This is a genomic window from Azoarcus sp. PA01 (assembly GCA_001274695.2).
GTDB lineage: Bacteria > Pseudomonadota > Gammaproteobacteria > Burkholderiales > Rhodocyclaceae > Aromatoleum.
This window is the reverse complement of sequence record LARU01000002.1, coordinates 584,533-597,447: the sequence shown is the minus strand read 5'-3', so window position 1 is coordinate 597,447 and position 12,915 is coordinate 584,533. Positions and strand designations below refer to the sequence as shown.

The window sequence follows — 12,915 nt, the reverse complement described above, 5'->3', positions numbered from 1 at the left end:
GCACCGATGCATCATTGGCCGCTCGTGTTCGCGCTGTCTGCCTGCGGGGCCGTGCAGGCGGCCGCCTCCGTCGACGTCTGCTTCAACTACGGCTGCGCGGCGAGCGCGGAAGTGCGGTTTGCCGACGAGCGGCTCGACGAGGTCGGACGGCTGTTTTCGGACGCGGGCGACGCGGAGCGGGAACGGGCGGCGATATCGCTCGCGGTCGCCGCGTTGCACCGGATCGCCGGGGAACAATCGCCGATCGCGGCCGATCGTGCCGGCAATTTTCTCGACGACGGCATCGACGGGCGAATGGACTGCATCGATCACGCGACGACCACGACGCGCCTGCTCGCGCTGATGGCAAGCCGCGGCTGGCTGCGCTTTCACCGCGTGCTCGAGCCGGCGCGCCGCTCGCGCGTGATCTTCCAGCATTTCTCGGCGCTGATCGAGGAGGTCACGCCCTCGCCCCGGCCCGCGGCACCGGCGCTCGCCGCCGCTGCCGCAGGCAGTGTTCCCGATCACGTGCCGCTGTTGCTCGCGCTGTGCGACTGCCAGAATGTCGTCGACGACATCCCGCGAGCGCGCGATCCCGATGCGTCCCCGCCTGGTGCTGCAGACGGCGCCGCCCTGGGCGGGCGTTTCGTCGTCGATAGCTGGTTCGGAAATCATGGCGAGCCGGCAGTCGTGCTGCCGCTGGCCGAATGGCTCAATGGAGAAGGACCGAATGTCCAGTAATACCGATCCCAACGGGATGAAGGTCGTCGTCGGCATGTCCGGCGGCGTCGACTCCTCGGTGACCGCGCTGCTGCTCAAGCAGCAGGGTTTTGACGTGACCGGCCTGTTCATGAAGAACTGGGAGGACGATGACGACGACGAGTACTGCTCGACGCGCGAGGACCTCGTCGATGTCGCGTCGGTGTGCGACGTCCTCGGCATCGACCTCGAAGTCGTCAATTTCTCGGCCGAGTACAAGGACCGCGTGTTCGCCGATTTCCTGCGCGAATACGAGGCCGGGCGCACGCCGAACCCGGACATCCTGTGCAACTCCGAGATCAAGTTCCGCTGTTTTCTCGATCACGCGATGGCGCTCGGCGCGGACCGCATCGCGACCGGACACTATGCACAGGTGCGCGAATGGGCCAATGACGGGCGCAGCGAATACCAGCTGCTGAAGGCCGAGGACGGCACGAAGGACCAGAGCTATTTCCTGTACCGGCTGAACCAGGCGCAGCTCGCGAAAACGCTGTTTCCCCTCGGCGCCCTCTACAAGCGCGACGTGCGCCGCATCGCGGCCGACGCCGGCCTGCATGTCGCCGGGAAGAAGGATTCGACCGGCATCTGCTTCGTCGGCGAACGGCCGTTCCGCGAATTCCTGATGCGCTACCTGCCGATGCGCCCGGGCGAGATCCGCAACCTCGACGACGGTCGCGTCATCGGTGAGCACCAGGGCCTGATGTACCACACGATCGGCCAGCGCAAGGGGTTGCACATCGGCGGCATCAAGGGCCGCCAGGACGACGCCGGCGAGCACGACGCGTGGTATGTCGCCGGCAAGGACGTCCAGGCGAACGTGCTGTACGCGGTGCAGGGGCACGAGCATCCAGCGCTGTTGACGACCCGCCTGAGCGCGACCGACCTGCACTGGATCGCCGGCCGCGACCCGCATACGCACTGGGTGTACACCGCGAAGCCGCGCTACCGCACGCCCGACATGCCGTGCGAGATCGAGGCGATCGCCGACGGGCGCGCCGAGATCGTGTTCGCGGAACCGCAGTGGGCGCTGACGCCGGGGCAGAGCGTCGTCGTGTATGAATCGAAAGTGTGCCTCGGCGGCGGCGTGATCGCCTGAGCGCCGCGCCGGTCCGACTCGGCGGACGTTTCAGTTCCCGCTCTTGGGGTCGAGGCCGTTGCGCAGCAGTTTTTCGATCAGCGGATTGAGCGGCGCTTTTGACGCGTTTTCGGCTCCCGAGCGGAACCGCTCGGGGGTGCCGTCGCGCTTCATCCGGCCCTGGATTTTCAGTCCGTTGAGTTTCTCGAGATCGGTGCGTTTCATCGACTTTGTCCTGGCAGAATCGGCCGCGCTGGCGGGCCGGGGTGGATTCAGGGCAGGTTCATGCAGCCCTGAAAATGGCTGTGGATTCTCGCACTGTAATGTTCGCAGCGTTCGATGTATTCGCGCGTGCTCTTCGGCATCGGCACGCGCGCCCGGGTGATGTGGCCGACCAGATCGCGGCCTTTGACGATCAGCTGCAGCCCGTCGGCCGCAAGCTGCAGATCCTCCGCCGAGGTCGCGCCGACGAGCCGCGGCGCAAACGCGGCGAGTTCCTCGCCGGCCACCGCGAAATCCGCCCACACGTCGAAAATCGCCGGATCGGTGCGCAAGGTTTCGCATTTGATCTTGGCGGCTTCGGTGAAGCGCAGCACCGGGCCTTCGATGCCTTCGAACAGCCGCGTCCCGCCGAAAGTGCGGACGATGATCTGCGCAATGCGATCGATGTCGCGCAGCGTCTGGGCGATCTTGATGTAGCGGCTGTCGTAGAAGGCTTCGACCGGGATCGAGAAGGCCCGGAACGGCTCGCCCCACAGCTCGTCGATGCCTTCTTCGCCGCTGCGGTGCAGCACCATTTTGCCGAAAGTCAGCGCTTCCTGCAGACAGAAACCGCACTCGCGCATCAGCGCGTTTTCCTCGTCGATCTCGATGCCGAGTTCCTGCAGCTCCATGAGTTTCGTGAAGATGTCGGTCGCGCGGTTGAACAGCGCTCCGGCGAGCATCGCTCCCTTGACCCGCTTGCGCGCCGGCTCGGTCTCCGACTCGAACGCCTGTCGCGCTTCGTTCAGCCGGCGTCCCGGAATGTTGATGCCGTGTTCGACGTGATTGAACAGCCGGCGCGTCAGGGCTTCGATCAGCTGCTTCTTGGCGCGCAGCGAGTCGGCGGGCGGATCGTAGGCCTTGATCCAGTAACCGTCGTAGTAGACGCGTTCGATGTTTTCGATGACGCGGACAGTGCCATTGGCGATCAGTGTGTTCATGGCGGCCCATTTCGGTTCATGTGACTGACAGTTTAGGCATGAAACCGGGCGTTGTGCACTGCACGAAATCACGTTCCGCCGCCATTCCCCGCGCGATGCGCCCCATGTTGGGTACTTCGGCCGCTGCGTGTCGCTCCGCCACTGCCGATTACGCGAAGTCGGCAGGGATTGCGGCGCGCAACACCGTCTGCGGCTCGCCTTCGCGCACCCGGTTGTTGAACCACCACAACGCGCCTTTCTTGATCGTCCAGTCGGCTTCCGCACCGCACAAAAGGAGCGCCGCGAGTCGCCCCAGCGTCGGCTGGTGACCGACGATCAGGCAGGCGCCGCGCCGCTCCGGCCAGCGCGCCGCAGCGATGAGGTCGGCGACGCCGGCTTCTGGCCCGATCGACGGCACGATCTCGAAATCGCGCGTGAACGCCAGCGCCGTCTGGCGCGTGCGCATCGTCGGGCTGACGAGTATCCGAAGTGCTTTCGGGTGGTGCTCGTCGAGCCAGCGTGCCATGCGCCGCGCCTGCTCGCGCCCGCGCGCGCTCAGTTCACGAGCGCGATCCGGACTGCCTTCGACGGCTTCCGCGTGGCGCCACAACAACAAATCCATCGCTTGCTCCCGGTCAAAAGGGCGACAGCCTGAAGGCGGCCGGTTACGCCCCGGTGACGCGTCGACCGGCACGCCCGCTTCGAGTGCCCTGGTGCGCTCAACGGCGCCACGGGGTCTTGCCCCACAGCAGCGGCTCGAGCTCGCGCAGCGAACGCCGCGCCAGGCGCGCATGTCTCGGACTGTGCCAGCCGCTGACGAAAGCGGCGGCGGCGCGCAGTTCGGCGTCCTCGCCGGCCCAGCCGAGCAGCCGCCCGCGCGCGATCTCGACGTCGTTGACGAAGCCCAGCGCGTCCTGCACCCGCACGATGTGCTGAAGATAGCGCCTGCCGGCCTTGGCCGGGAACAGCGGAGCGAAGAACTCGATGCCGTAGCGCAGGCGCTTGAGCGCGATCCGCAACTTGTGCAGATGCGCCGGCACGAGGTCGGCCGCGGCTTCGAAGCGCCGCCGCACTTTCTTGCGCAGGCGCGTGAGCTGGAGGCGCGCGAAACTGCGCAGATCGATCGCGTCGATCCGCTCGCTGGTCGGCAACCCATGGAGCGCGGTAGTGAATCCGATCAGCAGCCGGCCCTGGCCAGCGAGGTCGAGGCTGCGAACCGCCGCGTCGCGCGCTTCGTCGCGCGCGGCGACGGCCAATCCGGTCAATCGGGCCAGCGAAAGCTCCTCCATCCCGGTGGCGACGACCGGAGCGAGCACTTCGTCGTAGAGCACGTCGAGGTCGCGCGTGGCGCCGAAGCGGTCGGCATTCTGCTTGAGCCGTTCGCGCCAGTCGGCGACGAAATCTGCGGGCAGCGCGGGCGCGAACAGCGCGAGCAGCGAGCGCAGGCGCCGCAACGCAATGCGCAGCTGGTGGGTGAACTCCTCGGGCTTGCCGGCATGCGTCATCGCGCCTGCGTTCGCCTGCCACTGCCGCAGGCACGAGAACGCCAGCGTTTGGAACGCTTCGAGCGGCGTCTGCTTCGCGTCGATCGTGGACGCTTCGGCGCGCATCGCGTCAGGCTCCCAGCCCAGATGCAGCCGGTAGCCGCGTTCGGCCTTGCTGACGTCGTTCGGCAGCAGCGGGAGGTCGGCGGCGAGTTCGGACGCGAGCAGCAGCAGGTCGAGCGGCCGCCCTTCGACGAGCTCCAGTTCGAGCTCGCAGATCGGTTCGCGCTGTTCGCCGGCGATCACGTCGCCGGTGTCGATCATCGTCAGGATGCGCACGCCTTCACGCGGGGCGTACAGGCGCGTCTCGCGGCGAAAGCGGGTCGAGAACACCGGCTGCAGCGCCGCTTCGTGCCGCTTCAGCAGCTTCAGCACCTTGGGGGCATCGACGGCCGAGAAGTCGAAGGCGCCGCTGTACGGATGTTCCCATTCCGGCCGCTGGGTCAGGCCGCCGGCGGAGACCGCCGAGCATTTCACTGTCTGCAGCTGTACCCGACCGTGGCGGCGAATGCGCAGCGCGACTTTGCGTTGCTTCAGCGCGAGCTCCGGAGTGTCGAAGTAAGTGTTGTCGAGCGTCACCGCGTTGCCCTGCCGGGCGGCACCGCTGAAGATCGGATGGCGGCGCAGCGCGGGAAGCGATTTTGCGGGCAGGCTGAGCTTGAGTTCGATTTCCTGGCTCATCGGAAGGAGGCGAGCCCACGAGTGAAGAGGTGGCTGATTATAGCCCTCGTGCCGTTATCGGCACATGTAGCGCGATGCGATGCGCGCGCGCCTCGGGAGCCCGGAGCGCCGGGGCTCAGGCGCTGCCGAACACGATTGCCCAGAGCGCCCGGACCGGTTCGCGAGCGGCGGCGACCTCGTCCGGATCGACCAGCGACAGCAGGCCGTTGAGGCGCTGGCGGTGCTGCAGGCGACGCAACAGGCGATAGCTGTCGCCGCAGCGCGTCGCGAGCTCCCGGGGAATCAGGCCGAGTTCGCCGGCGATGCGCAGCAGCGCGATGTTGCCGAGGTTGCCGGTGAGTTCCGGGTAGCGGTGCGCGTGGCCGAGCACGAGGTACTGGATCAGGAATTCGACATCCACGAGGCCGCCGGCGTCGTGCTTGAGGTTGAACCGTTCGCTTTTTCCGGCGTGCGCGGCGCTCATCCTGCGGCGCATCGCCAGCACTTCGGCGCGCAGCGTCTCCAGATCGCGCGGCAGGCGCAGCACTTCGCAGCGGATGCGCTCGAAAGCCGCACCGATCGTCGCGTCGCCGGCGGCGAAGCGGGCGCGCGTCAGCGCCTGGTGTTCCCACACCCAGGCCGATTCGAGCTGGTATTTGCGGAACGACTCGATCGACGTCACGAGCAGGCCCGAGTCGCCGTTCGGCCGCAGCCGCAGGTCGGTCTCGAACAGGATGCCGGCCGCGGTCTGGCTCGACAGCCAGGTATTGATGCGTTGCGCGAGCCGGGTGTAGAGCTCGAGCGCCTCGGGCGCCGGGTCGTCGAACAGGAACACGATGTCGAGGTCCGACGCGTAGCCGAGCTCCTTGCCGCCGAGCTTGCCGTACGCGATGACGGCGAATGCCGGATTCTCGCGGTGGCGGTTCTTGATCTTGCGCCACACCAGCGGCAGCGCGAGTTCGAGCATCAGGTCGGCGAGCGCCGACAGGTGGTCGGCGAGCTTCTCGACGGACAGCAGGCCGGCGATGTCCTGCGTCAACAGCCGGAACACCTGCGCGTGGTGCTGCTCGCGCATGACGTCCATCTGGCGCTCCATGTCGGGCTCGAGCGTGTCCAGCGTGTCGCGCATCTGTGCGCGCAGCGCGTCCCAGTCGGGAGCCGGTTCGAGATTACGGTCGTCGAGCAGTTCGTCGAGCAGGATCGGGTGGCGCGTGAGGTACTGCGCCGCCCAGCGCGATGCGCCGACGAGGTCGGCGACGCGGCGCAGCGCCTGCGGGTATTGCTGCAGCAGCGCGAGGTAGGCGCCGCGGCGGCTGATCGCCTCGATCAGGTCGATGCAGCGCGCCAGCGTTTCGTCCGGGCCGGGCGTCGCGGCGGCGACTTCGACGACGCGCGGCATCAGCGCGTCGAGACGGCTGCGGATGTGGTTCGGCAGCTGCTGGTAGCGTGCGCTGCCGTGCAGCGCGGCGAGCCGGTGCGCGGCGCCGGATGGGTCGCCGTAGCCGAGGCGCGAAAGGATCGGTTCGGCCTGCTCGACGTCGCGCGCCGCGGCCCACATGCTGTCGAGCGTGTGGGCTTCCTCGCTCGGATCGCCGAACACGTGGTCGAAATGCCGGCTCACCGCGGCGCGATGGTGATCGAGCACGCCGAGGAAAGACGCGTAGTCGGGAAAGCCCATCGCCCGCGCAATGCACTCGCGGTCCGCGTCGTTGCCCGGCAGGTCGTGCGTCTGTGCGTCGTCGAGGTACTGCAGCCGGTGCTCGAGGCGGCGCAGGAAGTCGTAGGCTTCGGCAAGTTCGCGCACCGTCTGCGGCGTGAGCATGCCGCGCTCGCCGAGCACCGCGAGCACGGCGAGCGTCGCGCGCACCTGCAGTCCCGGTTCGCGCCCGCCGCGGATCAGCTGGAACACCTGCGCGGTGAATTCGATCTCGCGGATGCCGCCGGGGCCGAGCTTGATGTTGTTCACGCGGTCGCGCCGCGTGACTTCGCGCCGGATCTGCGCGTGCAGCGCGCGCATCGCGTTGATCGAGCCGAAATCCAGGTACTTGCGGAACACGAACGGATGGGCGATCTGTTCGAGCTCGTGATAGCGCTCGCCGGCCAGCACGCGCGCCTTGATCCACGCGTAACGCTCCCATTCGCGGCCTTGAGTGATGAAATAGTTCTCCAGCGCATCGAAGGAGCACACCAGAGGACCCGACTCGCCGTTCGGCCGCAGGCGCATGTCGACGCGGAACACCTGGCCGTGCTCGGTGACGTCGGCGAGCGCCTGGATCATCTGCTTGCCGAGCCGTTCGAAGAATTCGAAGTTGCTGATCACCTTGTTGCCGCCGGTGTCGCCGTCTTCGGGGTAGACGAAGATCAGGTCGATGTCCGACGACACGTTGAGTTCGCGCCCGCCCAGCTTGCCCATGCCGATGACCAGCAGCTCCTGCTCCCAGCCGGTCGGCGACAGCGGCGCACCGTAGCGCGCCACGAGCCCTTCGCGCAGCGCTTCGTACGCGGCCCGCACCGTCACTTCGGCGAGGACGGTCATCGTTTCAGTCACTTCGGTGAGGTCCGCGGCGCCGTTGAGGTCGCGTGTCAGCACGTGGCAGACGACCCAGCTGCGCAAGTCGCGCAGGCTCGCCCGCAGCCTCGCTTCGTCGAGGCCGCGGCTCGCGAGAAACGACGACATCGCCTCGCTGTCGAGCGGTTGTGCAAGCGAGCCCGCGAGCTGCGCGACGAGCCACGACCGGCTGGCGAGCATGCGGCACAGGAAGCGGGAAATGGACGCGGCGTGGCGGAGCGCTTCGGGCAGCGGCGAGGAGGCGACGGACATGGGAGGCGAGCTCCGGATCATTGTTAGAATGGCGGGCTCCTGACGTCGCGTGGTGGCGTCGGCGCGGAGGACGTGGAGCGGATTGTAGCCAAGCCTGTCCGTTTTCAGTCGTGCAGCATCGGCCTCAAGCATTGTCGAGATGAACGCTCCTTCCGTCCTTCCTGCCGCACACGCCGCCTCCTCGGCAACGCGCCGCTGCGCCGCATCGCGTGCCCTGGCGATCGGGCTCGCGGTCGCATTCTTCGTCGCGGCGCTGTCGTTCCTGTTCGTGCGCGACGTGCTGCTGCCGCGCGCCGACCAGTACCGCGGCCACGTCGCCGCGCTGCTCGGCGACGCGGTCGGCCTGCCGGTTTCGATCGACGCGCTGTCGGCGGACCTGACGGGGCTGCGTCCACGCCTGCATCTGTCCGGCGTCGAACTGCGCGACCGCGAAGGCCGTGCCGCGCTGCGGCTCGAGAGCGTCGATGCGACGCTCGCATGGTCGGCGCTGCTGCGTGGGCAGCCGCACTTCCACCGGCTCGTCCTGCATGCACCGCAACTGGCGTTGCGGCGCGACGCCGGCGGGCAGCTCTTCGTGGCCGGGATTCCGGTCGCCTCGGGCGGCGCGCCTTCGGGTGGGCTGTCCGATTGGCTGTTCGGACAGCGCGAGATTGTGATCCGCGACGCAGTGGTGAGCTGGCACGATGCGCGGCGTGCAGCGCCCGAGCTGCGCCTCGAGCACGTGAATTTCCGTCTCGCCCACGCCGGGGGACGTTACCGCTTCGGCCTGCAGGCTGCCCCTCCCGCGGCGCTCACGTCGACGCTCGACTTGCGCGGGGACGTCGCGAGTGCACAGCCCGCGGAGCCCGGCACGTGGAGCGGCGAGCTTTACCTGGCGCTCGCGCAGGCCGACTTGGGCGGATGGCGAGCGTGGATCGATTACCCGATCGAACTGGCGGGCGGCGGCGGCGTTCGGGCATGGCTGGACCTGGCGCACGGGCAGCCGGAAGCGTTCACGGCGAATTTCGCCGCCGAGGAGGTCGCGACGCGCCTCGCTGCGGATCTGCCCGAACTGCAGCTCGCCAGCGCCCGCGGCTGGCTGTCCGCGCGGCGTTCGCGGGCGGGACTGAGCGCATCGACGCGCGCGCTGCAAATCGTCACCGACGACGGTCTAACCGTCGAGCCGGTCGATCTCGAGTTCATGCTGCGCGAGGCGGTCGAGGGCAAGCCGGCCGGGGGACAGTTCAGCGCCAACCGGCTCGATTTCGCCGTGCTCGCGCGCTTGGCGGCGCATCTGCCGTTCGACGAGGCGGTGCACGCGCGCCTGGCAGCGGTCGATCCGCACGGCCGGCTGGAGGGGCTGCAACTCGCGTGGCGCGGCGACGTCGCGCGTCCGGACAGCTGGAGCCTGAAGACGCGATTCCACGACCTCGGGCTGCGCCCGCAAGGCGTGCTGCCGGGCCTCGCGGGGCTGTCCGGCGAGATCGACGGCGACGAACAGCGCGGCCGTTTCCGTGTCGTCGGGCAGGACATGGCGCTCGATCTGCCTGCGGTCTTCCCGGAATCGCGCCTCGCGTTCTCGGTACTGCGCGCCGACGGCGGCTGGACGCGGAAGGACGGGCAACTGGAAATCGCGATCGACCGTGCGAGTTTCGACAACCCGGATGCCGCCGGCAGTGCTTCCGGCTGGTACCGGCCTGCGGCCGAAGGGCGCGGAGAAATCGACCTCGCGGCGCACCTGACGCGCGCCGAAAGCAAGGCCGTGTGGCGCTATCTGCCGAAAGTCGTCAATGACGCGACGCGCGACTGGCTGCGCCAGAGCCTCGGCGGCGGTACGGTGCCGGAGGTGCGGTTGCGTCTCCGGGGCAAGCTCGACGACTTTCCGTTCCGCGACGGTAAATCGGGCCAGTTCCTGGTGACGACGCGCGTCGCCGGAGCGAGCCTCGACTATGCCGAAGGCTGGCCGGCGATCACCGATATCCACGGCGAAGTGCGTTTCGAGGGGCCCGGGATGCGGATCATTGCCGAGCGGGCGCGCATTTTCGGCACGACGCTGGGCCGCGTTGTCGCGGCGGTGCCGGAGCTCGACGCGCCTGCCGGTGAGGTGATGACGATCGACGGGCGCGCGAGCGGTCCGACGGTGGAGTTTCTCCGCTTCGTCTCGGCGAGCCCGGTCAGCGGGCGGATCGACGGTTTCACCGATGGCATGCGCGCCGAGGGGCGCGGAACGCTCGACCTGAAGCTGGTGATGCCGCTGCGCGACATCGCCGACAGCACCGTGAAAGGCGAATTCCGCTTCGCCGACAATCGACTGTGGCTCGTCGACGCGTTGCCGCCGGTGACCGAAGCTGCGGGCAGGGTGCGTTTCACCGAAAAAGACCTGGCGATCCCGAGTGCGCACGGACGGCTCTTCGGCGAACCGATGCAACTGGTCGCCGATGCCGCGAAGGACGGTGGCGTGAGCTTCAGGGCGACAGGTGCGGCAAGCATCCAGGCGCTGCGGCAGACGCAGGACTGGCCGGTGCTCGCGCACCTGTCGGGGACGCTGCCGTGGCAGGCGACGATCGACCTGCGCGCGCAGCAGACTCATGTCGTCGTGCACTCCGACCTGTCGGGCGTCGCGTCGAGCCTGCCGGCGCCAATGAACAAGAGTGCGACGGCGCGGTGGCCGCTGCACGTCGCGCTCGCTTTTCCCGGCGGCGCGCGTGAGGATATCCGCGTCTCGCTTGAAGGGCGCGCCGAACTCGAGCTCGTGCGGCGACGCAGCGAGCAGGGATGGGAGATCGAACGAGGCGGACTGGCGCTGTTTGCGCCGCTGCGCCACGCGGAACGCGGCGTCATGGTGGTCGCCGACCTCGATGAACTCGACGTCGATGCGTGGCGCGCGGTCTTCGAGGACGAGGACAGCGCGAGTGATGAGCCGCGCGTGAGTGTTGCGGCCGGGCAGCTGCCGCCGCTGGCAGGCATCGAGCTGCAGGCGAAGCGCGCGACGGCATTCGGGCAGACCCTGTCGGAAGTGGGGATCGCTGCGCGAACCGATGCCGGCGGCTGGAAGGGGCGCATCGCGAGCGCTGAAGTCGAAGGCGAATTCGACTGGCGCGAGCGGGGCGAAGGCGCCCTCCAGGCGCGTCTGACGCGTCTTGTCGTCGGGGGTGGCGCGGACGAGGGCGAAACCGGCAGCGCGGATCGGCTCGAAGCCTACGAGCCGCCGCGCCGGCTGCCCGGACTGAATGTCGTCGCCGACCGCTTCGTGCTGCGCGGCATCGACCTGGGACGCCTCGAGCTGCAGGCGCGCAACCGCGGTGAGCTCTGGCATCTCGATGCCCTCGCGATCGCCAATGCCGACGCGACGCTCACCGGGCGCGGCGAGTGGCGCCCCGGCGCCCGCGCCAGTACCGCGCTCGATTTCCGCCTCGAAACCAACGACATCGGCCGTTTCGCGACGCGCATGGGCTACGAGGAGGCGGTGCGCGGCGGGCAGGCGGTTCTCAGCGGCAAGCTCGGCTGGAGCGGCGCGCCGACGCGCATCCACTACCCGTCGCTGTCGGGCGGGATGCGGGTCGAAGCGGCCAGCGGCCAGTTTCGCAAGCTCGAGCCGGGCATGGGCCGCCTGCTCGGCGTCCTCAGCCTGCAGGCGCTGCCGCGACGGCTGACGCTGGATTTTCGCGACGTCCTCAGCGAAGGATTCGCGTTCGATCGCATTTCCGGTAGCATCGACGTCAGCGCCGGCGTCATGCGCACTGATGATCTGCTGATCCGCGGCCCGGCGGCCCGGATCCGCATGAGCGGCTCGGCCGACGTCGAACGGGAAACCCAGGATCTGAAAGTCACCGTTCAGCCGACGCTGTCCGAATCGGTCGCGATCGGCACTGCGGCCGGACTGATCAATCCGATCGCCGGCGTCGTCGCCTACGTCGCCCAGAAAGCGCTCAGCGACCCGATCGAAAAGCTGTTCGCCTTCAATTACGCGATCACCGGCAGCTGGGCGGACCCGAAGGTCGAGAAGCTCGCCGGCCGTTCGGCCGTGGCGAATCCGCAACCTGACCAGGAATGATGAACGTGAACGTGCCTCCAGATCCTTCGCCCGGAGCATGCCGGATTGCGGCGATCCAGACCGTGTCCGGCGCCGACGTCGCGGAGAACCTTCGCGTCGCGGCCGCGCTGGTCGCCGAAGCCGCGGCCGGCGGCGCGCAGTTCGTCGCATTGCCGGAGTATTTTCCGCTGATCACGCCGGACGAAACGGCGAAGGTCGCGATCCGCGAGACCGAAGGCGAGGGCCCGCTGCAGGACTTTCTGCGCGAAGCTGCCGTGCGTCATCGCGTGTGGCTCGTCGGCGGAACGATTCCGCTCGTCGCCGACGCGGATGGCAAGGTCCGCAACAGCATGCTGGTGTATGACCCGAGCGGCGAGCAGGTCGCGCGCTACGACAAGATCCATCTGTTCGGCTTCCGCAAGGGCAGCGAACAGTACGACGAGGCCGCGACAATCGAGCCCGGGCGCGACGTGGTGACGTTCGACGGGCCGTGCGGCCGCGTCGGCTTGTCGGTGTGCTACGACCTGCGTTTTCCCGAGCTCTTCCGCGCGATGGGCAATGTGGATCTGATCGTGTTGCCCGCAGCCTTCACGTGGACGACCGGTCGCGACCACTGGGAAGTGCTGCTGCGTGCGCGCGCGATCGAAAACCAGTGCTACGTGATGGCGCCGGCGCAAGGCGGACGTCACCCGGGCGGGCGCGTGACCTGGGGACACAGCCTGATCGTCGACCCGTGGGGCGAGGTGCTCGCCTGCCGGGACGAAGGGACCGGCGTCGTGGTCGCGGACCTCGATCCGGCGCGTCTCGCGGCGGTGCGCGAGAGCCTGCCGGCGCTGCGGCACCGCTGCCTCGCAACCTGAACTCGGGGTGCCGGATGAGACTCC

The 12,915-nt window shown here is 68.5% G+C and carries 9 protein-coding genes; 4 read left to right on the top strand and 5 right to left on the bottom strand.

The annotated features are described in order from the left end of the window. Nucleotides 1-6 precede the first annotated feature (6 nt). A complete protein-coding gene (locus tag PA01_03775; protein ID KON80857.1) occupies nt 7-720 on the top strand; it encodes a hypothetical protein in 714 nt (237 codons plus the stop codon). Nucleotides 721-736: 16 nt separating this feature from the next. Continuing rightward, entirely contained in the window at nt 737-1,834 is a 1,098-nt protein-coding gene (gene mnmA / locus PA01_03770; protein KON80856.1) for a tRNA 2-thiouridine(34) synthase MnmA, read from the top strand. Nucleotides 1,835-1,864: 30 nt separating this feature from the next. Here the strand turns inward: mnmA and PA01_18530 are convergent, their stop codons facing one another. The 5 genes from PA01_18530 to glnE all read right to left on the bottom strand — a co-directional run bounded on the left by PA01_18530 (nt 1,865) and on the right by glnE (nt 8,019). Next, on the bottom strand, nt 1,865-2,038 hold the full coding sequence (locus PA01_18530) for a hypothetical protein (GenBank protein KAI5913026.1): 174 nt from the start codon (nt 2,036-2,038) through the stop codon (nt 1,865-1,867). A gap of 47 nt (nt 2,039-2,085) precedes the next feature. After that, entirely contained in the window at nt 2,086-3,015 is a 930-nt protein-coding gene (locus PA01_03765; GenBank protein ID KON80855.1) for a hypothetical protein, read from the bottom strand. A 148-nt stretch (nt 3,016-3,163) separates the two neighbouring features. Continuing rightward, complete coding sequence (locus PA01_03760; protein ID KON80854.1) at nt 3,164-3,616, bottom strand: histidine phosphatase family protein; 453 nt, start codon at nt 3,614-3,616, stop codon at nt 3,164-3,166. A gap of 97 nt (nt 3,617-3,713) precedes the next feature. After that, nucleotides 3,714-5,219 carry a CHAD domain-containing protein gene (locus PA01_03755; protein KON80853.1) on the bottom strand — a complete coding sequence of 502 codons (1,506 nt, stop codon included), beginning with the start codon at nt 5,217-5,219 and terminating at the stop codon, nt 3,714-3,716. Between the two features lie 115 nt (nt 5,220-5,334). Next, nucleotides 5,335-8,019, bottom strand: a complete 2,685-nt coding sequence (gene glnE / locus PA01_03750) for a bifunctional [glutamate--ammonia ligase]-adenylyl-L-tyrosine phosphorylase/[glutamate--ammonia-ligase] adenylyltransferase (protein KON80852.1) — start codon at nt 8,017-8,019, stop codon at nt 5,335-5,337. A 139-nt stretch (nt 8,020-8,158) separates the two neighbouring features. Between glnE and PA01_03745 the strand changes: the two genes are divergently transcribed. Further along, a complete protein-coding gene (locus PA01_03745) occupies nt 8,159-12,052 on the top strand; it encodes a TIGR02099 family protein (protein ID KON80851.1) in 3,894 nt (1,297 codons plus the stop codon). Beyond that, the gene (locus PA01_03740) at nt 12,052-12,891 is read left to right on the top strand and encodes a carbon-nitrogen hydrolase family protein (GenBank protein ID KON80850.1); all 840 of its coding nucleotides are present in this window, start codon (nt 12,052-12,054) and stop codon (nt 12,889-12,891) included. The genes PA01_03745 and PA01_03740 overlap by 1 nt, the downstream gene beginning before the upstream one ends. The last annotated feature ends 24 nt before the right edge of the window (nt 12,892-12,915 follow it).

Coding starts and splice junctions, on each gene's coding strand:
- PA01_03775 (KON80857.1), top strand. CDS start 7: ATGCATCATTGGCCGCTCGTGTTCGCGCTGTCTGCCTGCGGGGCCGTG.
- mnmA (KON80856.1), top strand. CDS start 737: ATGAAGGTCGTCGTCGGCATGTCCGGCGGCGTCGACTCCTCGGTGACC.
- PA01_18530 (KAI5913026.1), bottom strand. CDS start 2,038: ATGAAACGCACCGATCTCGAGAAACTCAACGGACTGAAAATCCAGGGC.
- PA01_03765 (KON80855.1), bottom strand. CDS start 3,015: ATGAACACACTGATCGCCAATGGCACTGTCCGCGTCATCGAAAACATC.
- PA01_03760 (KON80854.1), bottom strand. CDS start 3,616: ATGGATTTGTTGTTGTGGCGCCACGCGGAAGCCGTCGAAGGCAGTCCG.
- PA01_03755 (KON80853.1), bottom strand. CDS start 5,219: ATGAGCCAGGAAATCGAACTCAAGCTCAGCCTGCCCGCAAAATCGCTT.
- glnE (KON80852.1), bottom strand. CDS start 8,019: ATGTCCGTCGCCTCCTCGCCGCTGCCCGAAGCGCTCCGCCACGCCGCG.
- PA01_03745 (KON80851.1), top strand. CDS start 8,159: ATGAACGCTCCTTCCGTCCTTCCTGCCGCACACGCCGCCTCCTCGGCA.
- PA01_03740 (KON80850.1), top strand. CDS start 12,052: ATGAACGTGAACGTGCCTCCAGATCCTTCGCCCGGAGCATGCCGGATT.